We start from the raw sequence: 26,559 nt of genomic DNA, 5'->3' as shown, positions 1-26,559 counted from the left end.
AAGCCCCCTCCCGCAAGGGGAGGGGAGCATTCACGCCGCGATCAGGCGCAATTCCTCACGGAAATCCTCGTCCACCCCGATGCGGCTTCGCATCGGGGTGACGGTGCCATCCGAGGTGGCGTCGCCTTCCTCGAACAGCGCCACGTCGGCCTGTCCGCCGCGCGCGAGGCTGTAGCGCTGGGCGATCTTGCCCGTCGGCTTGAAGCCCAGCTTCCGCAATACCGCGCCCGACGCCGGATTGTCGAGGAAATGGCCCGCCGACAGCTTCGGCAGGTTCATCGCGCGCGCGATATGGACGAGCTGGCGCCCCGCCTCGGTCGCGAAGCCGAGACCCCAATAGGGTCGCGCGATCCAGTAACCCATTTCGAGCCCATCTTCGGGACTCGGCGAAATGCCGCAGCCGCCGACAAGGCGCGGCGCGCCGCCGGTGCGGGCAAAGATGAGGAAACGCGGCTGGTCGGGGTTGACGGGCAGGCTCAGGAACTTCTGGGCTTCCTCTTCGCCATAGGGCCAGGGCGCGGTCGCCAGATTGCGGACCACCGCTTCCTCGCCGATCGCCCGGGCCAATGCCGGAGCGTCTTCCTGCCAGCCGGGCCGCAGCAACAGTCTTTCGGTACGCGCGAACATGTCTTCTAACTCCCAATGCCTGTCGCCTTGGCGCCAGATGGTGACGCTTTGACGACATTCGATATGGAGGGAGATGGATGGCCCCGTTTTCGCGCCGTTCGTCACAAGTGACGGATTTTGGACAAGAAAAAAGGGAGATCGGGGGTGACCCGTCTCCCTCTTTTCGAACTTTGTTTCCGCTGGTGCGGAAAGGACCGTTCCGGGTCATCCCTTGATGGGCGACCCGTGCAGATCGTCCTTTATTCGGCTGCTTCCGCCATGGCGTCGACCGACACAAATTTGCGGCCAAGCTTGCCATCGTGGAATCGGACATGGCCTTCGGCGGTTGCGAAGAGCGTGTGGTCCTTGCCCATGCCAACGTTGACACCCGGGTAAACCTTGGTGCCGCGCTGACGCACGATAATGTTGCCGCCGATCACTTCCTGACCGCCGAACTTCTTCACGCCAAGGCGGCGGCCGGCTGAGTCGCGACCGTTGCGCGATGAACCGCCTGCTTTTTTATGTGCCATGACTGATGCTCCTTAATTCGTTCGAGAGGCCGAGCCGCGTTGCCGCGCTCAGGCTTCCTTCTTGGGGGCTGCCTTCTTGGCAGCGGGCTTCTTTGCGGGCGCTTCGGCTGTTTCTGCCTTCGGAGCAGCAGCCTTCTTCGGTGCGGCTTCCTTGGCCGGTGCTGCAGCCTTGGCTTCGGCAGCCGGAGCGGCCTCTGCCTTCGGAGCGGCTTCCTTCTTCGGCGCGGCCTTCTTGGCATCGCCGACGGCCAGGATGCGCAGCAGCGTCAGCGACTGACGGTGACCGTTGCGGCGACGGTAGTTGTGCCGACGACGCTTCTTGAAGACGATGACCTTTTCGCCACGCGTCTGGGCGATGATCTCGGCCGAAACGACGAGGCCATCGGCGCTCTTCACTTCGCCGCCGTCACCGGCCAGCAGGATGTCGCCCAGCGACACGGTGTCGCCAGCTTCCCCGTCGATCTTCTCAACGGCGATTTTGTCTCCGGCGGCGACGCGATACTGCTTGCCGCCCGTGCGCACGATTGCGAACATGGTCTTCCATCCAATCAAAAAACTAAATCACCCGCGCTACCGACCACCCACCAAGGCGGGCGATTTTTCCGGCATGCGGGAAAGTCAGCGCCACTAGCGAGCCACGCCGTCGCTGTCAACCGCCAAATCCCGTGCTTTTTACGGTTTTGCGGCTGCTGGCGGGATCATGGCAAGCCGTTGCCCTGATTCGCCCTTGCTGCCCGGCGCCGTCGCCCATATCAGGAGCCATGATGAAGCGCGCCTGTTTTTTCCTGTCCGTTGCGGCGGCGACCTCGCTTTCGCTGTCGGCCTGCGCCGCGGCGCAGAATAATGGTGCGCCTTCGCTCGCCAAACGGGCGGTCGAGGGGCGATTCGACGTCGCCCCGCCGGCGGTGGTCGTCGCGCCGCCCGGCCCGCTGCCCGCCGACCTTGCCGGGCGCCTCGCGCGCTGGGAATCGGATGGCGCGACGGGCCAACAGGCGTTCGCCGCCGAACGCGGTGCCGCCGCTTCGCTTGTTTCGGCTGCCGCAGGGGCGCCGGTCTCCAGCGAACGCTGGGTCGTGGCGCAGCAGGCGATCTCGCGCCTGACCGCGGCGCGCGCGCCGCTCACCGGGGCACTCGCCGATATCGACCGCCTCTATATCGAACGCAGCGTCGACGAGGCGATCGACGGCATGCCCGACATCTATGCGCTGCGCGACCGGCTGGCCGACCTGGTGTCGACGCAGGATGCGGTGCTCGAGGCGCTGAACAGTCAGTTGCCGGGGCAATAGGGTTTTCAAATTCGTCACCCCGGACTTGATCCGGGGTCGCTTCGACGGCGTGGTCAGGGATACCCGATCAAGTCCGGCATGACGGGGAAGAATGGGAACGCTTTACTGATTCAGCCCATGCTTCTTCAGCGCGTGGCGGATCTGATCGTAACTCAGCCCCAGCGCTTCGGCCGCGACCTTCTGGTTGAAACGACAACGCGCCATCGTATCGGACAGGATCTGGCGCTCATAGGCATCGACCGCCGCGCGCATGTCGCTGACCGGGCCCGAGGGCGGGGCAGCGGTGGGCGCCGCATCGTTCGCGGGTGCCGGCGCGGAGGCGTCGGGCCTGGGTGGCGTCTTGCGCGACACCGGCTGCCAGGGGCTCGCGAACGGATCGAAGCTCAGCGCATCGACCGGCTTTTCGGGGTCCGCCCAGCGGTAGATCGCGCGTTCGATGACATTGCGCAGTTCGCGGACATTGCCCGGCCAGTCGTGCCCCTCCATCGCCGCGAGCGCGCGCGGCCCGAAGCCCGGCCATTCCTCCCAGCCAAGCACCGCGGCCATGCGCTGGCCAAAATAGGTCGCGAGGACCTCGATATCGCCTTCGCGCGCGCGCAGCGGGGGCAGGGTGATGACCTCGAACGACAGCCGGTCGAGCAAATCGGCCCGGAAACGGTTGTCTTCGACCAGCGCGGGCAGATGCTCGTTCGTCGCCGCGACGATGCGGACGTCGACGCGGATCGGACGCGACGAGCCGACGCGGGTGACCTCGCCATATTCGACCGCGCGCAGCAGGCGTTCCTGCGCTCCCATCGACATCGTCGCGAGTTCGTCGAGGAACAAGGTGCCGCCGTCGGCTTCCTCGAAACGCCCCGCGCGGGTGCGTGTCGCGCCGGTAAAGGCGCCCGCCTCGTGCCCGAACAATTCGGACTCGATCAACGTCTCGGGCATCGCAGCGCAGTTCAGGATCACATAGGGCCGGTCCCAGCGCGTCGACAGGCGGTGCAGTCGTTCGGCGATCAATTCCTTGCCCGTCCCGCGCTCGCCAATGACCAGCACCGGGCGGTCGAGCGATGCCGCAAGGCTCGCGCGTTCGACCGCGTCCTGAAACGCCGCTGATTGGCCGATAAATTGCGTCTCGCGCTCCATTCCCAATCATTGGCAAATTTTCCCGTTGATTGGCAAGGAAATTCGAAGGCTAGGGCTGTTTCAGTGTGAAGTTCGGCAGTTTTCCGCCCCTTGGTGCAATTGGCACGGCTTCTGCATTGTTTCAGACGAACCGGCGCAGATCGCACCGGTGCAGCGAAAACCACAGGAAGGTTGATCCATGAAAACGATGTTTGCCCAGGCCGCCACTTTCGCGCTCAGCGCGGTCGGAGCGCTGGCCATCCTCGTCGGTGTGATCGACCAGCCGCAGGCCGCCGCCAGCATCACCGGCACCCCCGCCGGCCCGCTGGTCGCCGCTGTCATGTCCCCGGCGGTCAGCGCTTTGGCCTGACCGGCACTGGTGCCGGGGCACTCTCCCCCCTTGCCCCGCCCCGGCACCAGCTTTTTATAAAAGACAAATGGTCTCAAGATTTTCGACAGGAGTTTCAAAATGGGTATTTTTTCACGAACCCGCGACATCATCGCCGCCAATGTCACCGACCTGCTCGACCGGGCCGAAGACCCCGAAAAGATGATCCGCCAGATCATCTTCGAGATGAACGAAACGCTCGTCGAAGTTCGCGCCTCCGCTGCCCGCACGATCGCGGACCAGAAGGAAATGCGCCGCCACATCGCCAAGCTCGAAAGCCTGCAGGACAGCTGGAAGGAAAAGGCCGAACTCGCGCTGTCGAAAGACCGCGAAGACCTCGCCACCGCTGCGCTGGTTGAAAAGCAGAAAGCCGGCGACATGGCCGAGCGTCTGAAAGCCGAAATCTCGGTGCTCGACGACGCGCTCAAGGGCTATGAAGACGATATCGCCAAGCTGCAGAAGAAGCTCAGCGAAGCGCGCGCCCGCCAGTCGAATGTCTCGACCCGCCTCGAAAGCGCCGAGAACAAGTATCGGCTGCGCGAAATGACCAATGGCGACCGCGTCGAAGATGCCTTCTCGCGTTTCGACATACTCGAGCGCCGCGTCGACGAAGCCGAAGGCCGCGCCGATGCGCTGAACCTCGGCTACAAGAAGTCGCTCGACGAAGAGATCGCCGAACTGCAGGCCGCCGACAAGGTTGCCGACGAGCTCGCCGCGCTGAAAGCCGCGCAGGCCAGCAAGTAAGGAGCCGGACCGATGGAAGAAATCATCATCGTCCCGATCGTCATCGGAACGCTCTTCCTCGGTCTGCCCTGGCTGATCCTCCACTACATCACCAAGTGGAAGCAGGCCAAGACGCTGACCGGAGAAGATGAACAACTGCTCGACGAGCTTTACGACACGGCGCGCCGGCTCGAAAACCGCCTGCACACCGTCGAACGCATCATCAGCGCCGACCATCCCGACTTCCGCCCCGCGGTACGTAGCGATGAAGACCTGGCGCAACTTGAAAACAATACGACCAGGAGGAACTGAGATGTCTGCCAGCCGCACAAAATTCTACCTCGACAAGCAGAACGCCAAATGGAGCGGTGTGTGCGCCGGGATCGCCGATTACAGCGGCGTCGACGTCCTCTGGGTCCGCGTCGGCGCGGTGCTCCTGACACTGATGGGCGGCTTCCCCTGGACGCTGATCGCCTATTGGATGGTCGCCTGGATGGGCACGCCCAAGCCGTTCGCGCTGTATGGATCGAACGAGGAGGCAAAGTTCTGGCAGGGGGTGCGCAGCAACCCCACCGCGTCGGCCCGCGACATCAAGTCGCGCTTTCGCGACATCGACCGCCGGCTTGCCGACATCGAACAATATTACACGAGCCACAACCGCCGCCTTGCCGACGAGATCGACGCGCTCCGCTAATCATAGCGCCGAGCGGGCGTCCCGGGCAGGGACCAGACGGCCTCGGGGCAAACAGGGAGAAGATACATGAATTTCGGTGGTACCGGTTTCGTCCTCGCCATTATCGCATTGTCGATCGGCGGCTGGATGTTCACCACCTGGATCCGCGCCAAGCACGGCTATCCGGTTGAAAATGAATGGGGTGGCACGGTTCATCGAACCGACCCCGACGCTGATCGAAAAATCGCCCTGCTGACCGACGACAACGCCAAGCTGGCGGGACAGGTCAGCCGACTGGAAGAACGGATTTCGGTGCTCGAACGCATCGCGACCGAGACCAACGGACAGGCCGCGCAGCTCGCCGACCAGATCGACCGCCTGCGCTGAGAGGATCAGAGACGATGAACGCCAACGAAATACTCAGCACCGTCTCCCCCGTTGTTGCCATTCTCGGCATCCTCGCGATCGGCGGCTGGATTTTCACGACCTGGCTTCGGGTCAAGAACGGCTACCCGCTCGAAAACAGCTGGGGCAAGGCGGTCTATCCCAAGACCAGCGACGAGGCGATGGAACGCGTCAAGCTGGTCAGTCAGGAAAATGCCCAGCTGCGCGCCGAACTCGGTTCGGTGAAAGATCGCCTCGCGGTGATCGAGCGCATCGTCACCGACGAGGGCCACCGGCTGAGCCACGAGATCGAGGCGCTGCGGCGCCCGTCGAACTGAGGAGATAGACGATGAGCGGTGGTTTCGTCCTCGGTTTCTTCTTCATCGTCGTGGGCATTCCCGTGATCTTCGGTATCGGCGCCGACATGTACAGGCGTCACCTGAAGTTCAAGGAAAAGCAGATGACTTTGCTGTCGAACGAAACCGCCGAAAAGGCAGCGCAATATGCGGCACACACCGAACGGCTGGAGGCGCGGGTCCGTGTGCTCGAACGCATCGCCACCGACCGCGGCATCGAAGTGTCCGACGAAATCGAAAAGCTGCGCAACGCGCCGCTGAATTAAACGACAAGAAAATACGGAAAGGATTCTTCCCCATGAACCCCTTTGAAATGGTCATCGGCATCGTCCTCATCGTGACGATCGGCAGCGTCATTCGCGCCAAGCACGGCATCCGCCGCGACAACAAGGGCAATGAATTTTTCGCCGGCAACGCCGCCGACAATGCCGAGACCAAGGCGCTGCAGACCGAAATCCGCGCACTCAAGGATCGCATCCAGGTGCTCGAACGCATCGCCACCGACAATAATCGCGCCGTCACTCTCGACCAGGAAATCGAGAAGCTGCGCGACAGCAGCAAAATCTGAACGCCGGCAAAGGAGCGACGCTCATGGCTTTCATCACCCCCGACTTCACCGCCGCCGCCATCGCGCTGACCGCGCTGAGCATCGTCAGTCTCGTCGCGCTGCGCGGCTGGCGTGACTGGATCCAGCTCAAGCGCGAGGAACTCGCCGCCGGACACGGACCGATGGCACAGGATCCCGGGGTCCCGCACGCGGGGTCGCGGATCGAGATCGCCGACCTCAAGGAACGGCTGCGCAAGCTCGAAGCGATCGCGGCAGGGGTCGACCTCTAATCCACCCCGACCGATCGCAGCACCGGCCCGCTCCCCTGTCAGTTGCCATCCGTCCGGCGGCTGACAGGGGAGCGGGCCGATGTCGTTTCGGGCCCTTCCAACTTGGGCCCATCTATGCGAGGGGCGCGGCCATGCGCAGCCTGACCGATATTTTCGAAGAATATGACTTTCTCGACGGCGACGATCGCTATCGCCTGCTGATCGAGCTCGGCCGCGCGCTCGATCCGATGCCCGATGCGCTCAAGACCGACGCGACGCTCGTGCGCGGCTGCTCGGCCAGTGTCTGGGTCTATCCGGTGCCGCAGGATGACGGCCGGCTCCATTTCCTCGCCGACAGCAATGCCGCGATCACCAAGGGGATCGTCGCGCTCGTCCTCGCCGCGGTGCAGGACCGCCCGGCGGCGGAGGTGGCGGCGATGGACGTTGCCGCCGCGCTCGCCCCCTTCGACCTCTCGCGCCAACTGTCGTCGAACCGCACACAGGGCGTCCCCAACATGATCGCACTGGTACAGGACACCGCACGCCGCATCGCCGCGGGCTAGCGCCGCATTGAATAGGGACAGTCCCTATTCAATTTGCGCCGCGTTCCTCGTTTCACTCAAAGAAAAAGGGCGCGGAAGTTGCCTCCCGCGCCCTTTTGTTAATGGTTTGTCCTGGGACTTAGAAAGCAACGACGACCGAACCGATGACGGCCCGCGGTGCACCGATCTGAACGAACGGCACCGAGCTATTTGCGAGCTGGCCGTCGAAACCACCGACATAGAGCTTGTCGAACAGGTTGCTGACGTTGAGCTGCAGATACACCTTGTCACCCAGGCCGGCCCAGTCGAGCTTCAGGCGCGCATCAAGGTCGACGATCGTATAACCCGGCGCCTTCGCGCCATAGACGATGGTGTTCGCCACGCCATTGACGGTCTGGAACAGCGGGGTGTTCTGGTCGTTCACATAACGCGGACCCGTGCGCTTGACCTGCGCACCCAGTTCGAGCGGTCCCAGATTGCCCTGGACGCGGCCGCCAAAGGTATAGGTCGGCGAACCCGATTCGCGCTTCCCGGCGGTCGGCGCGAAGATCGGATCGCCGATCGCCGCGCAGGTCGCCGAGACAGCGGCGCAGGCGCCGTTGACGACATCGTCCTTGATCTTTGATTTCAGGTACGAGCCAAAGGCATAGACCGAGAATTCGGGGATCGGCTGGACCGACACGCTGGCGTCGATGCCATATTTGTCGACGCGGCCGAGGTTGCGATAAACGTTCCGCTCGGTTTCCGGATCGAACGACGAGGCCAAGCGATCGTTGAAGATCGTGTACCACAGCCCGACCTGCGCCTGGATCTGGCTGGTGGTATAACGCACGCCGGCGTCGAAGTTGTCGGTCGTTTCGGGAACCGGGTTGGCCGCTTCCGAATCGGTCGGGAAGTAGAAGGCGTTGTAGAGGTTGTCCGTGCCCGGAACCTGCACACCCTTCGAATAGTTGGCGAAGATGCTGACATCGTCCGTCGCGTCGAAGGTTAGGCCGACGTTCGGCGTGAACTTGTTATATTTGCGGACGCGCTGCTGGGGACCTTGAACCGGTGCGATGATGTTGGTCGCCGGGGTCGTACCGCGATCGATGCCGATCACGACCGTCGGGTTGGCGGCCAGCCACGCCGCCAGACCGGCGGTGTTGGTACCGAAGCATTCAAGGAAGCCCGTTGCGCTCGACGTGACGCAATTGTTGGTGAGGTCACGCTTGAACATCTTGTACGAGCCACCGGCCTGGACGGTCAGGCGGCCGAATTCGCCGCGATACTCGCCGCCAATCAGGTTCAGGCTGGCGATCGACTTGCGGTCGCGCTTTTGCAGGATGTTGCCGTTGGCGTCAGTCAGCGGGTCATTGACTGGGAAAGGATCGGTCGGTGAACCGTCGAGCTTCAGGAAGTTGGTTTCACCAGTCTGACGATGACGCGCGCGATCATAGCTGTAGAAGACGCGGAAGGTATGATCGTCCAGCTCATAACGCAGGCCCGCAATCACGCCGTAACGGTCGGTCTGCGTCTGGCTGGGTGCAAGCACGCGGACCGAATCGAGGATGTCTCCGTCGCCATTAAGGTCACGACCATAGTAAGGCGAGCCGGCAAGATAGCCTGTCTGCAGCGAGACGCCTGCGGTCGGGTCGACATCGCGGAACCCTTCCTGGCCGACAGCGGTGCCGCCGCCATTGGCCTTTACATATTGCCAGCTCGGATCGACGGTCAGGACGAGGCCTTCGGCGAGCGTAAAGCGCGAGTTCAGGCGGATATTGCCGGTGTTCGACGGGTTCATGCGCTCGTCGAACGCCGAGCCGCAGCTGTTTGCCGCATCGACAACGCCCGGAGTGGCGGCTGTGTTGATCTGGCAGCGCGCGATTCCATAGTCGCGATCGTCTTTGCTCTGCGGGAAGATGCTCGGCACGAAGTTCGTCGCACGGTTATGCACATTGCGCAGGCCGGTCGAACCGAAGAAGTTGTTGCGGTTCTGGTTATAGTGGCCTGAAACCGCGATGAAGTCGCCATTGTCGCCGATCGGCTGATAGATTTTTCCGTTATACTGCTGCTTGTCGATCTTGCCGGTGCGCGAATTGATCGCGGCGCGCGCGTTTGTCGTGGACGTGGCGGCATAGGCGGGCTGATCTTCGTTGCCAAACACCGTGTCGTTCGTCGCGGTGCTGGCCGAGAAGAAGGCGCGCGTGCCCCAAGGCGTGAACACGCCGGTGTCGATCATGCCGAAGATGCGGAAGAAGTTGAAGTCGCCGGCCGCTCCGACCACCTTGACGCCGAACTCTTCGCCCGGTGTCCGGGTGCGATAGTTGACGGTCGAACCCGAAGCGGCGGCGGTCGGGCTGTCGACGTCGGTCGAACCGAGATTGACGTTAACCTGATCGATCAGCTCGGGGTCGAGCTGCTGGTTCGAATAAAGGGCATAGTTACCCGAATCGTTGAGCGGAATGCCGTCGAAGGTCTGATTGATACGTGTGTTGTCGAAACCGCGGATCGACATCTTGCCGCCGGCCGAACCGAACGGATCGTTGTTCTGGAAGCTGACGCCCGGAAGCTGGTTGATGATGTCGTTGATCGTTTGGCCGGGCGCCTGGCGTTCGATGAACGCCTGAGTCAGCACAGCTTTCGCCTTGGTGCTGTCGGGCGTGACCACGCCGGCGACGCCCTGGTTCGTGCGCGAACCGGTGACGATGATTTCGTCTTCGAAGTCCTGCGAGCCGGTCGACTGGGCGAAGGCGGGCGTGGAAAGCAGCGCGACCGGAATCAGCGCAACGCTGGCTGCAAGCGTGTGACGGAATTTCATTACAGGATGTCCCCTTGTGGTGTGCATTTGGCAGGCGCACAACGGGGCGCGCTTGTCCTGCGAGCGCCCCTGAAGCCCGCATGTGGCACGATTGTGACAGCAAATGTGACAGCGCAAGCCGAGAGCGGCGCGCAGCTTAGAAAAGAGCGGGAAAAACGCGAATTTGCGTCGTTCGCACGCTTTTATCCACAGGCGCCGATGCGTTTTTTTGGGAAACTGTTGCTGCAATGCAACATAGGAAGTCGCGCGCCGCCGGCGCGCGACTCAGAATCAGGCGGCGTCGCCGGCTGCTTCTTTGGCCTTGTCGGCATAGACCCGCACGGGATCCTTGCGGCCCTCGACGACATCCTTGTCGACGACGATCTCCACCACATCGGTCAAATCGGGCAGGTCGAACATCGTGTCGAGAAGGATCGCCTCGACGATCGAGCGGAGCCCGCGCGCGCCGGTCTTGCGTTCGATCGCCTTCTTGGCGACCGCGATCAGCGCGTCGTCGGTGAAGGTCAGCACGACCTCCTCCAGATCGAAAAGCTTGCGATACTGCTTCACCAGCGCGTTCTTGGGCTCGCCCAAAATCTTGACCAGCGCGTCGATGTCGAGATCCTCGAGCGTCGCGATGACCGGCAGGCGGCCGACGAATTCGGGGATCAGGCCGAATTTCAGCAGATCCTCGGGCTCGATATTCCTCAGCACTTCGCCCATGCGGCGTTCGTCGGGGCCGGCGACATGCGCGCCGAAACCGATCGACTTGCCCTGCAGGCGGTCGCCGATGATCTTTTCGAGCCCGCTGAACGCGCCGCCCGCGATGAACAGGATGTTCGTCGTATCGACCTGCAGGAATTCCTGCTGCGGATGCTTGCGGCCGCCCTGCGGCGGGACGCTCGCGGTCGTGCCTTCCATCAGCTTGAGCAAAGCCTGCTGCACGCCTTCGCCCGACACGTCGCGGGTGATCGACGGGTTTTCGGCCTTGCGGCTGATCTTGTCGATTTCGTCGATGTACACGATGCCGCGCTGCGCCTTTTCGACATTATAGTCGCTGGCCTGCAGCAGCTTCAGGATGATGTTTTCGACATCTTCGCCGACATAGCCCGCCTCGGTCAGCGTCGTCGCATCGGCCATGGTGAAGGGCACGTCGAGGAAGCGTGCGAGCGTCTGCGCAAGCAACGTCTTGCCACTGCCGGTCGGGCCGACGAGCAGAATGTTCGACTTCGCGAGTTCGACGTCGTCGCCGCGGCCGCTGTTGGCGAGGCGTTTGTAATGGTTATGCACCGCAACCGACAGCACACGCTTGGCCTTGTTCTGGCCGATGACATAGGCGTCGAGATGCTGGCAGATTTCCAGCGGCGTCGGGACGGCGCCGTCCTTGCGCGCGGCGATCCCGCCCTTGATCTCTTCGCGGATGATGTCGTTGCACAGTTCAACGCATTCGTCGCAAATGAACACGGTCGGCCCGGCAATCAGCTTGCGGACTTCGTGCTGCGACTTGCCGCAGAAGGAGCAGTAAAGGGTGCTCTTGCTGTCCGAGCCGCTCAATTTCGTCATAAAACTTCCTTTGGCAGGCGCCGAAATGGCGGTGCCGACTGTATCCTAGCCCGCGGTCACCCAATTACAATATGGCAATTGGGTGACATCGGTACAATGTCCCGCGTAGCGCCAGAGGGCGAAGCGGGCGTCAATAAACGCGGTTACTGGTCCGTTTCGGGACGTTCTATCAAGGTCCCGCCCCGGCCCGCTCCCCCACCCGGCCTCCCACAGAATATTCTGAAATGGGAGGCCGGGTGGGGGAGCGGGGCCGGTGCGGAGCCTCATCGAATCAGGGCGTATGGCCTTCGCTCAAGTCCTTCGGCGGGTCGCTTTCGGGCGTGCCGGGACGGCGATCGAATACCTGGTCGACCAAGCCGAATGCCTTGGCTTCCTCGGCCTCGAGGAAGGTGTCGCGGTCCATCGCCTTTTCAATGTCTTTCAATGACTTGCCTGTGTATTTGACGTACAGGTCGTTCATCCGCTTGCGGATGCGCAGGATTTCGCGTGCCTGGATTTCGATGTCCGACGCCATGCCGCGTGCACCGCCCGAGGGCTGGTGAACCATGACGCGGGCGTTCGACAGCGCGACGCGCATGCCGGGTTCGCCGGCGGCAAGCAGGAAGCTGCCCATCGACGCGGCCTGACCGACGCACACCGTGCCGACGCGCGGGCGGATATATTGCATCGTGTCGTGGATCGCCATGCCCGCCGTGACGACTCCGCCCGGCGAGTTGATGTACATATAGATGTCCTTCTTCGGATTCTCCGACTCGAGGAACAGCAACTGGGCGACGATCAGCGACGCCATCTGGTCTTCGACCTCGCCGGTGACGAAGACGATCCGTTCGCGCAGCAGGCGCGAGAAAATATCAAAGCTGCGTTCGCCGCGGCTCGTCTGTTCGACGACCATGGGAACAAGAGCGGCGAGCGGGTCGATCATTGGGAATTCGTCCTTATGTTTCTGGAGCGCCGCGCCGAGAACCGGCTGGCTGGCCCCTCCGCCATCCTACATCGTCGCCAAACGCGCCCGATTCAAGAGGGGGGTTGCAGGAGGTGGGTTTCCGGGGGGCAAAAAAGAAGGGGCGGGAAAGTCCCGCCCCCTTTTGGATCAGTCGCCCTCGCCGGGTTCGGGCGAGAAGAGCGTCTCGAACTTGTTCTCGACGCCTTTGAATTCGTCGGCGTCGGCGGGGCTGTCCTTCTTCACCGTAATGTTCGGCCATTCGGCGCTGAACTTGGTGTTTACTTCCAGCCATTTTTCAAGACCGCTCTCGGTGTCGGGCAGGATCGCCTCGGCCGGGCATTCGGGCTCGCACACGCCGCAGTCGATGCATTCATTGGGATTGATGACGAGCATATTCTCGCCCTCATAGAAACAGTCGACGGGGCACACCTCGACACAGTCCATATATTTGCACCGGACGCAGGCATCGGTGACGACATAGGTCATGGGTTTTCGGCTCCCTCAGATGACGGCAATCGGGCCGTCAGGCTCTCAATATGGGCTCGCCTCTATGCCGCGCAAAGGCAGCGCGTCAACGCTAAGCGACAGTTGCGAATCACTCTCATTGATTAGGACGATCGCGGCGTTCGGGGTGCAAAGCATTTCCATCGGGCCCAATAGGCGGCGGCGCGGCGGCGGGGAGGGCCGGATCGAGCCGCAGGTAACAGCCCTGCGCCTCGGTCACGGGGCCGCGGCGGAGCGGCAGGGAAAGCAGCCGCAACACCTCGATACGCTCGCCCACGGGCAAGACGAGCGTCGACCCGACATGAACCGCGCACGACGAACGCGTGATCCGCCGCCCATCGAGCCTTATATGCCCCGCTTCGACCATCGCCTGTGCGACGCTTCGCGAACGCGCGAGGCGAAGGAACCAGAGCAGCTTGTCCAGCCGGATGCTTCCCGCGGCGCCGGGACTCGCCATCAGTCTTTGCGGCTCTCGGCAAGCAGCGCGGCAAGGCCGGCAAAGGGGCTGTGGGGTGACGGGCCGCGGCGTGGTGGCCGGTCGGTACGATCGGGGCGCGGCGGGGGCGGGGTTTCGGCCTTCGGCTTGTGTGGCTTGCCGCGCTTGCCCTTTACCTGATGTGCGGGCGGGCGCCTCGTTTCGCCATTCACGGCAGCACGCGGCGGCGCGTCGGTGTTTTTGCGTTGCGGTTGCGGCTTGCGGCGCGGCCGTTTCTCCGGCTTGCGCAGCCCCGACCAGCGCCAGCGTTGCAAGGCCGGTTCGCCGACGCTGCGGAAACCGAAGCTGCCAAGCAGCGCGCGGCGGGTTTCCTCGTCGAGTCCGAGCGATGTCGCGAGCGCCGGGTCGATGACAAAGCCGGGGGGCGGGGCAGCGCCGACGCCTTCATCGTCGTCGCCCGCGCCGCCATGATCGTCATGATGGTCCGCGGCGCCGGCGATCGGCGCGACCGGCGGCGCCGACGCCTGCATCCGTGCGGCATGGGCCTGGCGCGCAAGCTTTTCGGCCATGTCGACGCGCAGCCAGCCGGAGGCGCAGCGGCGGAAACCTGCGATCGTCAGTCCGGCGTGATTGCCCGCCTTTTGCAGCACCGCGCCATGTGGGGGCAGCGCCGGAACCGGCGCGCCCTGCTGCGCCGCCGTCAACGCCGCGCGCCAACGTACCGCTTCGGGCTTCAGCAGCAGCGGGTGAAAGAGATCGAGTGAGCCGATGGTCAGGCCATGCTTGCGCAGCTGCGGGCGCTCCTCGGCCGTCAGCGCGCCCAGCTGATCCTCGACCGCCGCGCGGGCGATCGTCCCGCTATTGTCGGTGAGCGCGGCGAGCAAGGCGCGCACGCGAGGCGGCGTGAACAGATCGCCCGCAGCCTCGCCCATCGCTGCCAGCGGGGCGGCGTGGCGCGCCAGCTGTTCTGCGACGAAGCGCTGGAGCCGCTCGGAAATCGCCTGCACCTGATGGAGTTCGAGTCGCCGGAGCGAGGGATCGATCTGGATCGCTGGCTGGACGAGCGTCGGTCCGCGCGCGAGCGAGGCGATGGCATGGCCGTGCCAGGCGAGGCGCGGCGCCGATCCCGGCTCGGCGGCCAGCGAAAGCGCGCTGTCATCGCCCTCGGCAAGCGCGGTCGCGCGGCGCGCGAGTTCGGCGCGCAGATGCTTTTCGGCCGCGGCGAGCAGCATGCGGTGATCGCTCGCCTTGGCGACCGGATCGACCTTGAACTGGAATCCCTTGAGCGTGCCGATCGCCTCGCCATCGACCGCGACGGTGCCGTCGGGACCGACCGCGACGGGCAGCGCGGCATCCCGCTGCCCCGCGTCGCGCAGCAGCAACGCGAGCCGCCGGTCGACGAAGCGCTGCGCGAGCGCTGAATGCAGCGCATCGGACAGGCGCGACTCGAGAACTTGCGTCTGCTCGATCCACCCCGCCGCACCGGCGATCCAGTCGCCGCGCTGCGCGATGAAACAGAGCGTGCGGACCGCCGCGATCCGGCTCGCGAGTTGGTCGATATCGCCCTCGACATCGTTCAACCGCGCAAGGCGGCGTGCGAACCAGTCGGGATCGATCATCCCGTCGCCGCTGGTACGCCACTGCCACAGCTTGAATACCGTCCGGCTATGATGTTCGGCGCCGAGCTGTTCGAAATCGGGGAGGCCGCAGACGTCCCACAATCGCTGCACCGCGTCGAAATCGCCGCCGCGCGCGCGCACTTCCATATCGCCCGCCAGATGTTTGAGCACCGCAATATCGACCGCCTCGGGCGCCGCGCGCAGCATCGGCTGCGTCGGCGGCTGCGCCAGATCGGAAAGCAACTGGTCGAGTGAGCCGAAGCCGGGGGTCGGATTGCGCCAGAACAGGTTGGCGAGCGGGGGGAAATGATGTCCCTCGATCGCGTGGATTTCTTCGGGCGTGAAGCCGCCCTGCGGCAGGCCGACGGTGCCGAAACCGCCGTCCTGCTGGTGGCGTCCGGCGCGCCCGGCAATCTGCGCCATCTCCGAAACCGTCAGCCGGCGCAGGCGCCGTCCGTCGAATTTCTGCAAACTCGCAAAGGCGACATGCTGGACGTCGAGGTTCAGCCCCATGCCGATCGCGTCGGTGGCGACCAGATAGTCCACCTCGCCCGCCTCGAACATCGCGACCTGCGAATTGCGCGTCTTGGGGCTGAGCGCGCCCATCACCACCGCGGCGCCGCCCGAAAAGCGGCGCAGCATTTCGGCGATCGCGTAGACTTCCTCGGCCGAAAAGGCGACGATCGCCGAGCGTTTGGGCAGGCGCGACAGCTTCGACGACCCGGCATAGCTCAAGGTCGAAAAGCGCGGCCGGGTGATGATCTCGGCCTCGGGCACCAGTGTCTTGACCAGCCCGCGGATGCTCGCCGAGCCGAGGATCATCGTCTCCTCGCGCCCGCGCGCGCGCAGCATCCGGTCGGTGAAAACATGCCCGCGTTCGGGGTCGGCGCCAAGCTGCGCCTCGTCGATCCCGACAAAGGCGACATCACGCTCGACCGGCAGCGCTTCCATCGTGCCGAGCAGGTAGCGCGCATCGGGCGGCGTGATTCGCTCTTCGCCGGTGATCAGCGCGACTTGCGCCGGCCCTTTGATCGCGACGACGCGGTCGTACACCTCGCGCGCCAGCAAGCGCAGCGGAAAGCCGATCATGCCGCTCGAATGGGCGGTCAGGCGCTCGACCGCCAAATGGGTTTTGCCGGTGTTGGTGGGGCCAAGGACAGCCTTGACCGGCTGGGAAGAGGATGAGGTCATTTTCTTGGGTCTCAAGCTGGCATGCGCGCGGTCGGCGCGCAACAGGCGATCGTCGAACCGCAGGAGCGAGGCCGATTTTTCCGATAAGCTTGCATAATATCCCGACCTCGCCACGGCTTGCCGCAACGCACAACGGCAGACCGGCCATTAAATTGACTTTAACGACCTTTCTTTACAGACAATGCCTCGAAAACATCATTCGGCAGCCGGGTATATGGGAGGCTGGCCGAGCGGGGGTTGCAATTTGTTCCAGCGTCACGAACCCATCGCGGGCATGTCCGGCAATGCGGCTGCGCTCACGATGTCGCAAGCGATCCCGCTGCGGCGCGCCGATTCGGGTGCCGAACCGCAGCTCGGCTGGCGCGACCGGCTGGCGCAGCTCGATCTCGTTCCCGACCTTGGCGACAATATCGGTTCGACGACATGGTGGCGCGGCCTCGCGACATTAACCCTGCTTTGCGGGACGGCGATTGCAACCTTCCCCGGCATCCAGCCGCTCGAAATCGGCGGGACGCCCGCGCTCGATGCCGCCGACTTTAACGAAGCGCGCGCGCAGATGATCGTGCCGCTTGCCTTCGGCGGCGACACCGGGCGCCATATGGCGGCGACCGACGCCGTCCGTCCGCTCACCCAGACCCCCGAACGGCCGCAGATCGAACTGACCGCGACCTTGGGCAGCGGTGACAGTTTCGCCCGCGTGCTCGAACGCTCGGGCGTCGGCAGCAGTGAGGCGCAGGCGTTGGCGAGTCAGGTATCGGGCGCAGTTCCGCTCGCCGACATCGCGCCGGGTACGCGCATCGACCTCATCCTCGGCCGCCGCGCGGCACGCACGATGCCGCGCCCGGTCGAGGCGCTCGCGATGCGCGCGCGCTTTGACCTGCGCATCGAAATGGAGCGGCAGGGTGGCCAGCTCGTGATGCGCCGCATCCCCATCGCGGTCGACGCGACTCCGCTGCGTATCCGCGGCCGGGTGGGCGACAGCCTCTATCGCTCGGCACGCGCCGCCGGGGCGCCGCCGCAGGCGATCCAGTCCTATCTGCGCGTCGTCGGGAAACAGATTTCGGTCGGCAGCGATATTCGCGCTGGCGACGAATTCGACATCATCGTCGATTACCGCCGCGCCGAAACGGGCGAGAGCGAAACGGGCAAGCTGCTCTACGCTGGGCTGATCCGCGGCGGAAAATCCAAACTCTCGATGCTCGAATGGAATGTCGACGGTCGCGTGCAATGGTTCGAGGCGTCGGGCGTCGGCGAACAGCGCGGCGGCATGGCACGGCCGACGAACGGGCGCGTGACCTCGACCTTCGGTATGCGGCGCCACCCGATTCTCGGCTACAAGCGCATGCACAGCGGCATGGATTTCGGCGGCGGTTATGGCGCGCCGATCTATGCGGTGACCGACGGCGTCGTGACGATCGCCGGGCGCCATGGCGGCTTCGGCAATTATGTGAAGCTCAATCATGGTAACGGCCTGGGCACCGGATATGGGCATATGAGCCGCATCGCGGTGCGGCCGGGCCAGCGGGTCAATCGCGGGCAGGTGATCGGCTATATCGGCTCGACCGGCCTCTCGACCGGCCCGCACCTCCATTACGAGCTCTATCGCAACGGCCGCGCGGTCAACCCGTCGTCGGTGACCTTCGTCACCCGCGCGATGCTGGAGGGCAAGGCGCTCGCCGACTTCCGCGCCCGCATCCGGTCGCTGACCGCCATTGCACCCGGCGCCGCGCTGACCCCGATCGCGCCGAAGCAGGTCGATGGCCCGAAGCTCGGGTCGCTCGCGGATGTGGCGTCGAAACGCGCGGGCGAGGGGATCTGACCCCGCACTAAAAGCGGCAATATCCATTTGCCCCGTGGCCCAGCGCCGCTATGCACCCCGCATGACCCAAGCCGCTTTCCCCGACCTGCGCCTGCGCCGCACCCGTCGCACCGGCTGGAGCCGCGCGATGGTGCGCGAAACCCAGCTGTCGCCCGCCAACCTGATCTGGCCGCTGTTCGTCTGCGACGGATCGGGCGCCGAAGAACCGATCGCGAGCCTGCCCGGCGTCTCGCGCTGGTCGGTCGACCTGCTCGTCGAGCGCGCGAAGGATGCGGTCGCCGCGGGTATCCCGTGCCTCGCGCTCTTTCCCTATACGCAGGCCGAGCGGCGCAGCGCGGACGGCGCCGAGGCGCTCAATCCCGATAATCTCATGTGCCGCGCCACCGCCGCGATCAAGCAAGCGCTCGGCGACGATATCGGCGTCCTCACCGACGTCGCGCTCGATCCCTATACCAGCCACGGGCAGGACGGGCTGATCGACGATACGGGCTATGTCCTCAACGACGAAACCGTCGATGTGCTGGTGGGTCAGGCGCTCAATCAGGCGCGCGCCGGCGCCGACATCATCGCACCCAGCGACATGATGGACGGCCGCATTGGCGCGATCCGCGCCGCGCTCGAGGCTGAAGGCTTCGGCCATGTCCAGATCATGAGCTATGCCGCGAAATATGCGTCGGCCTTCTATGGTCCGTTCCGTGATGCGGTCGGCTCGCGCGGCCTGCTCAAGGGCGACAAGAAAACCTATCAGATGGACCCTGCCAACAGCGAGGAGGCATTGCGCGAAGTCGCGCAGGATCTCGCCGAGGGCGCCGACAGCGTCATGGTGAAGCCCGGGCTTCCCTATCTCGACATCGTCGCGGCGGTGAAGGCGAACTTTGCCGTGCCCGTCTACGCGTACCAGGTGTCGGGCGAATATGCGATGATCGAGGCGGCCGCGGCGGCCGGCGCAGGCGACCGCGATGCGCTCGTCCTCGAAACCCTGCTCGCCTTTCGCCGCGCGGGCGCGTCGGGGGTGCTCAGCTATCATGCGCTGCACGCGGCGCGGCTGCTTGGTGCGTGACAGCGTGACCGACGACACATCGCCGCGGCGCTGGCTGTTCGTGCTGACGATTCTCGTCGGCAGTTTCCTGCTCTTCCTCGTCCAGCCGATGGTCGCGCGGATGGTGCTGCCCAAATTGGGCGGCGCCCCCGCGGTGTGGAACAGCGCGATGCTCGTCTATCAGGCGCTGCTGCTCGGCGGCTATGCCTATGCGCACTGGCTCGGCCGGTTCACCGTGCGGCGTCAGGCGGCGATCCATCTTGCGCTGTTCCTCGTCGCCGCGCTGTGGCTCCCGATCGGTATTGCGCAGATCGGGGCGCCCGGACCGGGGCAGGAGGCTTTGTGGGTACCGTTGCTCCTGCTTGCGTCGATCGGCCCCGTCTTCTTCGTCGTCTCGGCGCAGGCGCCGTTGATGCAGCGCTGGTTCGCGGCCGACGCGCGCGCGGGCGATCCCTATTATCTCTATGCGGCGTCGAACCTCGGCAGCTTCGCGGGGCTGATCAGCTATCCCGCGCTCGTCGAACCTACGTTGCCGCTCGCGGCGCAAAGCTGGGGCTGGACCGCCGGCTATGCGCTGCTCGTGCTGCTCGTCGCCGGGGTGGCGGCCGCCCGCTGGCATGGCGGTGCCGACACCCATGCGGCGACTGACGCCCCTGCCGAACCGCGTCCGACGCTGCGTCGCCAGCTCCACTGGCTGCTGATCGCGGCGGTGCCGTCGGGGCTGATGCTGTCGACGACGACGCACCTCACCACCGACATCGTCGCGATGCCCCTGCTCTGGGTGCTCCCGCTCGGCCTGTATCTGCTCAGCTTCGTGATCGCCTTTTCGACGATGGAGCGGCCGACGCAGATTATCACCCTCATCGCGCCCGTCGTCCTGCTTGGCGTCGGCGGGCTCGGCCTGCTGAGTTCGGGCGGCGGGTCGATGATGGTCGCGCTCGCCAGCCTGGCGATGCTGTTCGTCGCGGCAACGGCGCTGCACGGCTATCTCTATCACCTTCGCCCCGCGCCCCAGCATCTCACGCTTTTCTATCTCGTCATGTCGGCGGGCGGTGTGCTCGGCGGGCTGTTCGCGGCGCTCTTTGCCCCGCTGATCTTCGACTGGGTGTATGAGCATCCGTTGCTCATCCTCGCTGCCGCGATGCTGCTGCCGCTGCCGGCGCTCTTGCCGTGGGACAAATGGCTGAAGCTCGCGCCGCGGACCGCACGCATCGTCGCGCTGGCGTTCGTCGCGCTGGCGGCTTTTGCCTGCTGGCGCATGGTCGGCGACTGGACCGGCCGGCTCGAAGGCGCGGTCGCGGGCTGGGGCATTGCGATCTTTGTCATCGGCATGCTCGTCATCGGCTGGCGCTGGGCATTTGTGTCAGTGCTCGCGCTGTTGATGATCGGGGTCGGCGGCTGGGACACCATCCAGGAAAGCTTTACCGGCGCGCGCGTGCGCAGCTATTTCGGCGTCTATACGGTCACCGACTATCCAGCCGATCATCAGCGCCGCCTCGCACACGGCACGACGCTCCATGGGCTTCAGCGCACCGACGCCGCGCACCGGCGCGATCCGACGACTTATTATGGTCCTCAATCAGGGGTCGGCCTGACGCTCGACAAGGCCGAATATCTCGCCGGTCCGAACGCATCGATCGGCATTGTCGGACTGGGGGCGGGTACGCTCGCCTGTTACCGCAAGCCCGGCCAGCGCTGGACGATCTTCGAGATCGATCCGGTGATGGTCGACATCGCGCGCGATCCGGCGAAATTCACCTTCCTCACCGATTGCGCGGGCGATACGCCGATCGTCATCGGCGACGCACGGCTGCAGATCGCGCAGCAACCTCCGGCGCGTTTCGACATCATCGTCATCGACGCCTTTTCGTCCGATGCGATCCCGCTCCACCTGCTGACCAAGGAAGCGATCGGCATTTACGCGCGGGCGCTGAAGCCCGACGGCATCCTGCTTGTCCACATCTCGAACCGCTTCTTCGGGCTCGAACCCGTGCTGGCTGCGGAGGCCAAAGCGCGTGGGTGGTCGAGCGCGATCCGTCTGGATCCCGGCCCGGTCGGTGACGAATATGGCGACCTGACCGGATCGAACTGGGTCGCGTTGACCGCAACGCCGCAGCGAATGGCGCAATTGACCGGCGGCATCCGGGCGCGCACCTATGCGTCGGACGATGGCGTATGGGTGCCGCTGGCAGCGCGGCCGAATTTCGACCGCTGGACCGACGATTACGCCTCGACGCTGCCGGTCCTGATCTGGAAAAATATCATCGGAGGCCGCGACGAATGACCCGCACCGACATCAGCATCATCAGCGTCAATGGCAAGACGCCGCAGATCGACCCCAGTGCGTTCATCGCGCCGGGGTGCCGGATCATCGGCGATGTGACGATCGGCCCCGACGTCAGTATCTGGTATAATTGCGTGCTGCGCGCCGACGTCAGCCACATCGTCGTCGGCGCGCGCTCGAACATCCAGGACGGCAGCATCGTCCATTGCGATGGCCCGATGCCGCACCGGCCCGACGGTTTTCCGACGATCATTGGCGAGGATGTGCTGATCGGTCATATGGCGATGGTGCACGGCTGCGTCCTCGCCGACCGCGCCTTTGTCGGGCTGAAGGCGACGGTGATGAACGGGTGCCGGATCGGCAGCGATGCGATGCTCGCGGCGGGCGCGCTGCTGACCGAGAACAAGGAAATCCCCGAGCGCGAACTATGGGCCGGCGCCCCGGCGCGGCGCGTGCGCGACATCGACGATGCGCAGGCAGCCGGCATGCAGATGGGCGTCGCGCATTATGTGATGAACGGCCGCATGCACAAGGCGGCGATCGAGGGCTGAGTCGCCACGAAAAAGGGCGCCCCGGTTTCCCGAAGCGCCCCTGTCGATTGGCGTTATTGTGCGGCTTAGCTGAAGTTCACCATCGCATAGAGCATCGGGATCGACAGCAAAGTGTTGGTCCGCGAAAAGATCATCGCGGTCTTGGCGGCCTTGGCCTTGGTCGCATCGTCGGCTTCGACGATACCCAGCGCCTTCTTCTGGTTCGGCCAGATCACGAACCACACGTTGAACGCCATGATCAGGCCCAGCCACATGCCGACGCCGATCAGCTTGTACGGATCCTGCAGCCCCAGCGCAGGCGCCAGATATTTGGCGTGGCCGGCGATCGCGAGGCCGAGCAGCACGGTGATCAGCGCGGCCCAGCGGAACCAGAACAGCGCGGCGGGCGCGATATGCTTGCCCACCGCGGGTTTCAGTTCGGCCGGGATTTTCGGCATGGTCGGAATCTGGACGAAGTTGAAATAATAGAGCAGGCCGATCCACAGCACACCGAAGAATGTGTGCAGCCAGCGCAGGATCGCGTTGCCCGCGGCGATCCCGTCTTCGAAATTCTGGCCGTTCAGGCCCAGCATCAATATGATCGCGAGCACGAGGCCCGCGCCGAGCACGGCGTGCAGGTTTCCGAAAAATTTATCCATGGCAGTTCCCCCTTTTATCGCGGCGCCGCGTGCGACCCGGTGCCGGTGACGCCGCTATGCCAGCGACGGGGGGCTGCATCAACTTTTGTCGGCAACAGCCTCTTCGGGGATCGCCAGGCCGTTCTTCAGCATCACAGGCACCTGCGTCAGCGTGAAGAGGAAGGAGAGGGCGGTGACGCCCCAGACCTTGATCGTCAGCCATGTGTCGAAGCTCATCTGCTTCGCCTGGATCAGCTCGTACATGACATGGTTGGCGATGCCGAGCGCGGCGAAGAACAGACCCCAGTTGCGCGAGAGGGCAAGCCAGCCGCGATCGGTCAGCCCTTCGAGCGCCGACTGCAGCAGATATTTGAGCATCGGCTTGCCGAACCACCAGCCGCCGAGCAGCACCGCCGCAAAGGCCGCGTAAATGATCGTCGGTTTCATCACGATGAAGCGCTCGTCGTGGAACCAGATCGTCAGCGCGCCGAAGCCGATGACGAGGATGCTCGACATCCATAGCATCGGCGAAATCTTGCCCAGCTTCCACTTCGACACCACCATTGCGGCGACGATGGCAACCATGAAGGCGATCGTGCCCTTGATCGCTGCGGTCGTCGCGGCGAATGCGCCTTCGCCGCCCGCCGAGAATTTATACGCGAGAAAGAAGACGAGCAGCGGGCCGAAATCGATCACGAAATTGAGCCAGCCATGCTTGGCCGGGGGCGGTGCCGGGACCGCTTCGGGGCCAGTGGGAAGCACGTCGCTCATCGGATATTTCCTGCAATAATGGCTGCGATCTCGTCCGCATCGAACGGGCGAAGGTCTTCGATGGTTTCACCGATACCGATCGCATGGATGGGAAGGCCATGGCGCTCGGCGGCGGAAACGAGCACCCCGCCGCGCGCGGTGCCGTCGAGCTTGGTCATCACGAGGCCCGTGACCCCCGCAACCTCGCGGAACACGTCAATCTGCGACAGAGCATTCTGTCCCGTCGTCGCGTCGAGCACGAGCACGACATCGTGCGGCGCGGCGGGATTGAGGCGGCCGAGCACGCGCTTGATCTTGGCCAGCTCGTCCATCAGCTCGCGCTTGTTCTGAAGCCGCCCGGCAGTGTCGACGATCAGCACGTCGATGCCGGTCGCCGTCGCCTGCTTCACCGCGTCGAACACGATGCCGGCGCTGTCGCCGCCCTCCGGGCCCGCCATGATCGGTACGCCGAGCCGTTCGGCCCAGACCTTTAATTGCCCGATCGCGGCGGCGCGGAAAGTGTCGCCCGCGACAAGCATCACGCCATAATCCTGTTCCTGGAACAGGTGCGCCAGCTTGGCGATGGTGGTCGTCTTGCCCGATCCGTTGACTCCGATCACCAAAATGACCTGCGGGCGCGGAAAGGCGTCGATGTCGAGCGGCTGCGCGACCGGGCGCAGCACCGTCGCGATTTCCTCGGCGACGATCTTGCGCAATTCCTCGACGCCGCCCGCCACCGCATCTCGCCGCGCGGCGAGCCGCTCGCGGATGCGCGCCGCCATCGCGGGGCCCAGATCGGCGGTGATCAGCGCTTCCTCGATGCGGTCGAGATCCTCCTCGTCGAGCCTTGCCTTGCCGGTCAGCCCGGCGAGATTCTCGCCGAGCCGCTCGGAGGTGCGGCGAAATCCGCCGAGCAGCCGTTCGCTCCAGCTTTGGCCGGTCATGCCGCGATATCCTTTGCTTCGATTTGGGTGGCGACCATCCGGTCGCCGTCGCGCGCCGTCAGGCGGACATCGACGATGGTGCCGGGCGCCGCGGGTGCGGTTAGTGCCACGGCGGCGAAATTCTCGGCATGGCCGCTGACGCCATCGCGTTCGACGAGCATCGATGCGGTGCGGCCGATCTGCGTGCCCAGCCAGTCCTGACGGCGTCGCGCATTGGCCTCGCGCAGGATCGCGGCGCGTTCGCGCGCGATCGTGCGGCCGACCTGCGGCATCCGCGCCGCGGGGGTCCCGGCGCGCGGGCTGTACGGAAAGATATGGCCGAAGACGATGTCGCAATCGTCGATCAGCGCCAGCGAGTTCGCGAACATCGCCTCATCCTCGGTAGGAAAGCCCGCGATCAGGTCGGCGCCGATCGCGATGTCCGCGCGCGCCGCTTTCAGCCGCTCGATCAATGCGACAGACTCGGCGCGGCGGTGCCGGCGCTTCATGCGCGTCAGCACCATGTCGTCCCCGGCCTGCAGCGACAGGTGGACGTGCGGCATCACGCGCGCTTCTTGGGTGAGCAACGCAAACAGCGCGTCGTCGATCCGGTTCGGGTCGAGCGACGACAAGCGAAGGCGTTCGACCGGCAGCGCCAGCAGCGCCTCGACCAGTGCGGCGAGCGTCGTTCCGCTGTCGTCGCCATAGCTCGCCAGGTCGACTCCGGTCAGGATGATCTCGCGCTGGCCGCGATCGAGCGCGATCCGCGCGGATGCGACGACCGCATCGACATGCGCCGACCGCGCCGTGCCGCGCGCCAGCACCGTCGCGCAAAAGGTGCAGCTGTGCGAACAACCGGTCTGGACGCCAAGAAAGGCGCGCGCATGATCGGCGCCCGAAAGCGCGGGGGCATAGGACGCGGTGGACGCGGTGCCGGGTCCGGCCGCTTTGCCGCCATAGCTTTCGGCGAGTGTCTTAGCGTCGTTACGGACCACCCGCGCGCCCATCGCCACAAAGGTATCGGGCACGAGTTCGGCGGCGCATCCCGTCACCACGACGTCGGCACCCGGCCGCTCGCGCAGCGCGCGTCGCACCGCCTGTCGTGCCTGACGCACCGCCTCGTCGGTCACCGCACAGCTGTTGAAGACGATCGTGTCGCGCGTGCCCGCCGCGCGCGCCGCGACCCGAACCCCTTCGCCCTCGGCGATGTTCAGCCGGCACCCGAAATTGACGACCTCGATCAGGTCGGCGAGGGACGCGCTCATCCGAACTGCGCCCAGTCGGTCTCGCCCTCATACACGCGCGTCGCGGCGCCGCTCATCACGATCGGCTCGCCCGGCGCCCAACGGATGACGAGGTCGCCGCCGGGCAGCGACACCGTCACCGGCGATTGGACAAGGCCCGCGCGGATTGCGGCAACCGCGGTTGCGCACGCGCCGGTGCCGCATGCCTGCGTCAGGCCGACGCCGCGTTCCCATACGCGCAGCTGCAACTGGTTCTCGCCATCAAGGCTCGCGACATTCACATTGACGCGCTCGGGAAACAGCGGGTCGGTTTCGATCCGCGGGCCGAGTTCGTCGAGCGCGACGGCGTCGGCTTCGGGTACGAAAAAGACGATATGCGGATTGCCGACATTAACCCCGGCGCCATGCTCCAGCTCGTCCCACGCGACGGGCATGTCGCGCGTGTCCATCGGCATTGCGAGCGGGATATGCTCCCAGTCGAAGGTCGGCTCGCCGAGAACGACTTCGGCGCCGCCGTCTGCCGGCGTGACGCGCAGCATGCCGCCCAGTGTCTCGATCACCGCGGGCTGGCCGATCAGCGTCGCGACACAGCGCGTCGCATTGCCGCATGCCTCGACCTCGCTGCCGTCGGCGTTGAAGATGCGCATCTTCACATCCGCGCTCGCCGAGGGTTCGAGCAGGATCAGCTGGTCGCATCCGATGCCATGGCGGCGGTCGGCGATTGCATGCGCGCGCGCCGGCGTCATTTCGACGCTGTGCTCGCGCGCGTCGATCACGACAAAATCGTTGCCGAGGCCGTGCATCTTGGTGAAGCGATCTGCCATAGCTCGCGCATGTAAGGGCGCGGGCGCATGAAGTCTAGCGATGCGGGGACCGGCGCCCCCGC

30 protein-coding genes are annotated in these 26,559 nt (G+C 64.9%); 15 read left to right on the top strand and 15 right to left on the bottom strand.

Features of this window, described 5'->3' with window-relative positions; all coding sequences use genetic code 11:
* Positions 1–30: 30 nt before the first annotated feature.
* The 3 genes from AC3A43_RS17780 to rplU all read right to left on the bottom strand — a co-directional run bounded on the left by AC3A43_RS17780 (position 31) and on the right by rplU (position 1,670).
* On the bottom strand, positions 31–627 hold the full coding sequence (locus tag AC3A43_RS17780) for a GNAT family N-acetyltransferase (protein ID WP_487793901.1): 597 nt from the start codon (positions 625–627) through the stop codon (positions 31–33).
* A 239-nt stretch (positions 628–866) separates the two neighbouring features.
* On the bottom strand, positions 867–1,136 hold the full coding sequence (gene rpmA / locus AC3A43_RS17775) for a 50S ribosomal protein L27 (protein WP_431559761.1): 270 nt from the start codon (positions 1,134–1,136) through the stop codon (positions 867–869).
* Between the two features lie 48 nt (positions 1,137–1,184).
* Positions 1,185–1,670, bottom strand: a complete 486-nt coding sequence (rplU, locus tag AC3A43_RS17770; RefSeq protein ID WP_487793900.1) for a 50S ribosomal protein L21 — start codon at positions 1,668–1,670, stop codon at positions 1,185–1,187.
* A gap of 230 nt (positions 1,671–1,900) precedes the next feature.
* Here rplU and AC3A43_RS17765 point away from each other — a divergent pair, with 230 nt between their 5' ends.
* Complete coding sequence (locus AC3A43_RS17765; protein ID WP_487793899.1) at positions 1,901–2,422, top strand: hypothetical protein; 522 nt, start codon at positions 1,901–1,903, stop codon at positions 2,420–2,422.
* A 102-nt stretch (positions 2,423–2,524) separates the two neighbouring features.
* On the opposite strand, the gene pspF is transcribed toward AC3A43_RS17765, so the two are convergent.
* Positions 2,525–3,553 carry a phage shock protein operon transcriptional activator gene (gene pspF / locus AC3A43_RS17760; RefSeq protein WP_487793898.1) on the bottom strand — a complete coding sequence of 343 codons (1,029 nt, stop codon included), beginning with the start codon at positions 3,551–3,553 and terminating at the stop codon, positions 2,525–2,527.
* A 178-nt stretch (positions 3,554–3,731) separates the two neighbouring features.
* Here pspF and AC3A43_RS17755 point away from each other — a divergent pair, with 178 nt between their 5' ends.
* From AC3A43_RS17755 to AC3A43_RS17710, 10 genes are all read left to right on the top strand, one after another.
* A complete protein-coding gene (locus tag AC3A43_RS17755) occupies positions 3,732–3,902 on the top strand; it encodes a hypothetical protein (protein WP_487793897.1) in 171 nt (56 codons plus the stop codon).
* Between the two features lie 99 nt (positions 3,903–4,001).
* A complete protein-coding gene (pspA, locus tag AC3A43_RS17750; RefSeq protein ID WP_487793896.1) occupies positions 4,002–4,664 on the top strand; it encodes a phage shock protein PspA in 663 nt (220 codons plus the stop codon).
* 12 nt (positions 4,665–4,676) lie between these two features.
* Positions 4,677–4,955 carry an envelope stress response membrane protein PspB gene (pspB, locus tag AC3A43_RS17745; RefSeq protein WP_487793895.1) on the top strand — a complete coding sequence of 93 codons (279 nt, stop codon included), beginning with the start codon at positions 4,677–4,679 and terminating at the stop codon, positions 4,953–4,955.
* Between the two features lies 1 nt (position 4,956).
* Positions 4,957–5,337, top strand: coding sequence for an envelope stress response membrane protein PspC (pspC, locus tag AC3A43_RS17740; RefSeq protein WP_487793894.1), 381 nt, complete (start codon positions 4,957–4,959; stop codon positions 5,335–5,337).
* Positions 5,338–5,403: 66 nt separating this feature from the next.
* Positions 5,404–5,703 (top strand): hypothetical protein, encoded by a 300-nt coding sequence (locus AC3A43_RS17735; protein ID WP_088442934.1) that lies wholly within the window; start codon positions 5,404–5,406, stop codon positions 5,701–5,703.
* 14 nt (positions 5,704–5,717) lie between these two features.
* Positions 5,718–6,038, top strand: coding sequence for a hypothetical protein (locus AC3A43_RS17730; protein WP_487793893.1), 321 nt, complete (start codon positions 5,718–5,720; stop codon positions 6,036–6,038).
* 11 nt (positions 6,039–6,049) lie between these two features.
* Positions 6,050–6,322 carry a hypothetical protein gene (locus AC3A43_RS17725; protein WP_487793892.1) on the top strand — a complete coding sequence of 91 codons (273 nt, stop codon included), beginning with the start codon at positions 6,050–6,052 and terminating at the stop codon, positions 6,320–6,322.
* A 32-nt stretch (positions 6,323–6,354) separates the two neighbouring features.
* A complete protein-coding gene (locus tag AC3A43_RS17720) occupies positions 6,355–6,624 on the top strand; it encodes a hypothetical protein (RefSeq protein WP_487793891.1) in 270 nt (89 codons plus the stop codon).
* A 23-nt stretch (positions 6,625–6,647) separates the two neighbouring features.
* Positions 6,648–6,893, top strand: coding sequence for a hypothetical protein (locus AC3A43_RS17715; RefSeq protein ID WP_487793890.1), 246 nt, complete (start codon positions 6,648–6,650; stop codon positions 6,891–6,893).
* A gap of 131 nt (positions 6,894–7,024) precedes the next feature.
* Positions 7,025–7,435, top strand: coding sequence for a SufE family protein (locus AC3A43_RS17710; protein ID WP_487793889.1), 411 nt, complete (start codon positions 7,025–7,027; stop codon positions 7,433–7,435).
* A gap of 118 nt (positions 7,436–7,553) precedes the next feature.
* On the opposite strand, the gene AC3A43_RS17705 is transcribed toward AC3A43_RS17710, so the two are convergent.
* The 6 genes from AC3A43_RS17705 to AC3A43_RS17680 all read right to left on the bottom strand — a co-directional run bounded on the left by AC3A43_RS17705 (position 7,554) and on the right by AC3A43_RS17680 (position 16,446).
* Positions 7,554–10,211 (bottom strand): TonB-dependent receptor, encoded by a 2,658-nt coding sequence (locus tag AC3A43_RS17705; protein ID WP_487793888.1) that lies wholly within the window; start codon positions 10,209–10,211, stop codon positions 7,554–7,556.
* Between the two features lie 270 nt (positions 10,212–10,481).
* Positions 10,482–11,753, bottom strand: a complete 1,272-nt coding sequence (gene clpX, locus AC3A43_RS17700) for an ATP-dependent Clp protease ATP-binding subunit ClpX (RefSeq protein ID WP_487793887.1) — start codon at positions 11,751–11,753, stop codon at positions 10,482–10,484.
* A 271-nt stretch (positions 11,754–12,024) separates the two neighbouring features.
* Entirely contained in the window at positions 12,025–12,675 is a 651-nt protein-coding gene (gene clpP, locus AC3A43_RS17695) for an ATP-dependent Clp endopeptidase proteolytic subunit ClpP (protein WP_487793886.1), read from the bottom strand.
* 168 nt (positions 12,676–12,843) lie between these two features.
* On the bottom strand, positions 12,844–13,182 hold the full coding sequence (gene fdxA, locus AC3A43_RS17690; protein WP_088474054.1) for a ferredoxin FdxA: 339 nt from the start codon (positions 13,180–13,182) through the stop codon (positions 12,844–12,846).
* 115 nt (positions 13,183–13,297) lie between these two features.
* The gene (locus tag AC3A43_RS17685) at positions 13,298–13,657 is read right to left on the bottom strand and encodes a S4 domain-containing protein (RefSeq protein WP_487793885.1); all 360 of its coding nucleotides are present in this window, start codon (positions 13,655–13,657) and stop codon (positions 13,298–13,300) included.
* Positions 13,657–16,446, bottom strand: coding sequence for a helicase-related protein (locus AC3A43_RS17680; RefSeq protein ID WP_487793884.1), 2,790 nt, complete (start codon positions 16,444–16,446; stop codon positions 13,657–13,659). The genes AC3A43_RS17685 and AC3A43_RS17680 overlap by 1 nt, the downstream gene beginning before the upstream one ends.
* A gap of 244 nt (positions 16,447–16,690) precedes the next feature.
* Between AC3A43_RS17680 and AC3A43_RS17675 the strand changes: the two genes are divergently transcribed.
* The 4 genes from AC3A43_RS17675 (at position 16,691) to AC3A43_RS17660 (ending at position 22,139) form a co-directional block, all read left to right on the top strand.
* Positions 16,691–18,265: a peptidoglycan DD-metalloendopeptidase family protein gene (locus tag AC3A43_RS17675; RefSeq protein ID WP_487793883.1), complete on the top strand. Its 1,575-nt coding sequence runs from the start codon at positions 16,691–16,693 to the stop codon at positions 18,263–18,265.
* A gap of 61 nt (positions 18,266–18,326) precedes the next feature.
* The gene (hemB, locus tag AC3A43_RS17670; RefSeq protein ID WP_487793882.1) at positions 18,327–19,325 is read left to right on the top strand and encodes a porphobilinogen synthase; all 999 of its coding nucleotides are present in this window, start codon (positions 18,327–18,329) and stop codon (positions 19,323–19,325) included.
* 4 nt (positions 19,326–19,329) lie between these two features.
* The gene (locus tag AC3A43_RS17665; protein WP_487793881.1) at positions 19,330–21,588 is read left to right on the top strand and encodes a spermidine synthase; all 2,259 of its coding nucleotides are present in this window, start codon (positions 19,330–19,332) and stop codon (positions 21,586–21,588) included.
* Positions 21,585–22,139, top strand: coding sequence for a gamma carbonic anhydrase family protein (locus AC3A43_RS17660; protein WP_487793880.1), 555 nt, complete (start codon positions 21,585–21,587; stop codon positions 22,137–22,139). Before AC3A43_RS17665 ends, AC3A43_RS17660 begins: the two co-directional genes overlap by 4 nt.
* 65 nt (positions 22,140–22,204) lie before the next feature.
* Here AC3A43_RS17660 and AC3A43_RS17655 read toward each other — a convergent pair whose 3' ends face one another.
* The 5 genes from AC3A43_RS17655 to dapF all read right to left on the bottom strand — a co-directional run bounded on the left by AC3A43_RS17655 (position 22,205) and on the right by dapF (position 26,497).
* The gene (locus tag AC3A43_RS17655) at positions 22,205–22,777 is read right to left on the bottom strand and encodes a urate hydroxylase PuuD (RefSeq protein WP_487793879.1); all 573 of its coding nucleotides are present in this window, start codon (positions 22,775–22,777) and stop codon (positions 22,205–22,207) included.
* A gap of 78 nt (positions 22,778–22,855) precedes the next feature.
* Positions 22,856–23,527, bottom strand: coding sequence for an inner membrane-spanning protein YciB (locus AC3A43_RS17650; RefSeq protein WP_487793878.1), 672 nt, complete (start codon positions 23,525–23,527; stop codon positions 22,856–22,858).
* On the bottom strand, positions 23,524–24,450 hold the full coding sequence (ftsY, locus tag AC3A43_RS17645; protein ID WP_487793877.1) for a signal recognition particle-docking protein FtsY: 927 nt from the start codon (positions 24,448–24,450) through the stop codon (positions 23,524–23,526). The genes AC3A43_RS17650 and ftsY overlap by 4 nt, the downstream gene beginning before the upstream one ends.
* Positions 24,447–25,694: a MiaB/RimO family radical SAM methylthiotransferase gene (locus AC3A43_RS17640; protein WP_487793876.1), complete on the bottom strand. Its 1,248-nt coding sequence runs from the start codon at positions 25,692–25,694 to the stop codon at positions 24,447–24,449. The genes ftsY and AC3A43_RS17640 overlap by 4 nt, the downstream gene beginning before the upstream one ends.
* Positions 25,691–26,497, bottom strand: coding sequence for a diaminopimelate epimerase (gene dapF / locus AC3A43_RS17635; protein ID WP_487793875.1), 807 nt, complete (start codon positions 26,495–26,497; stop codon positions 25,691–25,693). The genes AC3A43_RS17640 and dapF overlap by 4 nt, the downstream gene beginning before the upstream one ends.
* Positions 26,498–26,559: the final 62 nt, after the last annotated feature.

Source organism: Sphingopyxis sp. Soil_C_28, assembly GCF_057657055.1.
The sequence above is the reverse complement of the archived record's forward strand: the minus strand, read 5'-3'. Positions and strand labels throughout refer to the sequence as shown.

What these genes read in the sequence shown, in the direction of transcription:
- AC3A43_RS17780 (WP_487793901.1), bottom strand. Translation starts at nt 627, where the DNA reads ATGTTCGCGCGTACCGAAAGACTGTTGCTGCGGCCCGGCTGGCAGGAA.
- rpmA (WP_431559761.1), bottom strand. Translation starts at nt 1,136, where the DNA reads ATGGCACATAAAAAAGCAGGCGGTTCATCGCGCAACGGTCGCGACTCA.
- rplU (WP_487793900.1), bottom strand. Translation starts at nt 1,670, where the DNA reads ATGTTCGCAATCGTGCGCACGGGCGGCAAGCAGTATCGCGTCGCCGCC.
- AC3A43_RS17765 (WP_487793899.1), top strand. Translation starts at nt 1,901, where the DNA reads ATGAAGCGCGCCTGTTTTTTCCTGTCCGTTGCGGCGGCGACCTCGCTT.
- pspF (WP_487793898.1), bottom strand. Translation starts at nt 3,553, where the DNA reads ATGGAGCGCGAGACGCAATTTATCGGCCAATCAGCGGCGTTTCAGGAC.
- AC3A43_RS17755 (WP_487793897.1), top strand. Translation starts at nt 3,732, where the DNA reads ATGAAAACGATGTTTGCCCAGGCCGCCACTTTCGCGCTCAGCGCGGTC.
- pspA (WP_487793896.1), top strand. Translation starts at nt 4,002, where the DNA reads ATGGGTATTTTTTCACGAACCCGCGACATCATCGCCGCCAATGTCACC.
- pspB (WP_487793895.1), top strand. Translation starts at nt 4,677, where the DNA reads ATGGAAGAAATCATCATCGTCCCGATCGTCATCGGAACGCTCTTCCTC.
- pspC (WP_487793894.1), top strand. Translation starts at nt 4,957, where the DNA reads ATGTCTGCCAGCCGCACAAAATTCTACCTCGACAAGCAGAACGCCAAA.
- AC3A43_RS17735 (WP_088442934.1), top strand. Translation starts at nt 5,404, where the DNA reads ATGAATTTCGGTGGTACCGGTTTCGTCCTCGCCATTATCGCATTGTCG.
- AC3A43_RS17730 (WP_487793893.1), top strand. Translation starts at nt 5,718, where the DNA reads ATGAACGCCAACGAAATACTCAGCACCGTCTCCCCCGTTGTTGCCATT.
- AC3A43_RS17725 (WP_487793892.1), top strand. Translation starts at nt 6,050, where the DNA reads ATGAGCGGTGGTTTCGTCCTCGGTTTCTTCTTCATCGTCGTGGGCATT.
- AC3A43_RS17720 (WP_487793891.1), top strand. Translation starts at nt 6,355, where the DNA reads ATGAACCCCTTTGAAATGGTCATCGGCATCGTCCTCATCGTGACGATC.
- AC3A43_RS17715 (WP_487793890.1), top strand. Translation starts at nt 6,648, where the DNA reads ATGGCTTTCATCACCCCCGACTTCACCGCCGCCGCCATCGCGCTGACC.
- AC3A43_RS17710 (WP_487793889.1), top strand. Translation starts at nt 7,025, where the DNA reads ATGCGCAGCCTGACCGATATTTTCGAAGAATATGACTTTCTCGACGGC.
- AC3A43_RS17705 (WP_487793888.1), bottom strand. Translation starts at nt 10,211, where the DNA reads ATGAAATTCCGTCACACGCTTGCAGCCAGCGTTGCGCTGATTCCGGTC.
- clpX (WP_487793887.1), bottom strand. Translation starts at nt 11,753, where the DNA reads ATGACGAAATTGAGCGGCTCGGACAGCAAGAGCACCCTTTACTGCTCC.
- clpP (WP_487793886.1), bottom strand. Translation starts at nt 12,675, where the DNA reads ATGATCGACCCGCTCGCCGCTCTTGTTCCCATGGTCGTCGAACAGACG.
- fdxA (WP_088474054.1), bottom strand. Translation starts at nt 13,182, where the DNA reads ATGACCTATGTCGTCACCGATGCCTGCGTCCGGTGCAAATATATGGAC.
- AC3A43_RS17685 (WP_487793885.1), bottom strand. Translation starts at nt 13,657, where the DNA reads ATGGCGAGTCCCGGCGCCGCGGGAAGCATCCGGCTGGACAAGCTGCTC.
- AC3A43_RS17680 (WP_487793884.1), bottom strand. Translation starts at nt 16,446, where the DNA reads ATGACCTCATCCTCTTCCCAGCCGGTCAAGGCTGTCCTTGGCCCCACC.
- hemB (WP_487793882.1), top strand. Translation starts at nt 18,327, where the DNA reads ATGACCCAAGCCGCTTTCCCCGACCTGCGCCTGCGCCGCACCCGTCGC.
- AC3A43_RS17660 (WP_487793880.1), top strand. Translation starts at nt 21,585, where the DNA reads ATGACCCGCACCGACATCAGCATCATCAGCGTCAATGGCAAGACGCCG.
- AC3A43_RS17655 (WP_487793879.1), bottom strand. Translation starts at nt 22,777, where the DNA reads ATGGATAAATTTTTCGGAAACCTGCACGCCGTGCTCGGCGCGGGCCTC.
- AC3A43_RS17650 (WP_487793878.1), bottom strand. Translation starts at nt 23,527, where the DNA reads ATGAGCGACGTGCTTCCCACTGGCCCCGAAGCGGTCCCGGCACCGCCC.
- ftsY (WP_487793877.1), bottom strand. Translation starts at nt 24,450, where the DNA reads ATGACCGGCCAAAGCTGGAGCGAACGGCTGCTCGGCGGATTTCGCCGC.
- AC3A43_RS17640 (WP_487793876.1), bottom strand. Translation starts at nt 25,694, where the DNA reads ATGAGCGCGTCCCTCGCCGACCTGATCGAGGTCGTCAATTTCGGGTGC.
- dapF (WP_487793875.1), bottom strand. Translation starts at nt 26,497, where the DNA reads ATGGCAGATCGCTTCACCAAGATGCACGGCCTCGGCAACGATTTTGTC.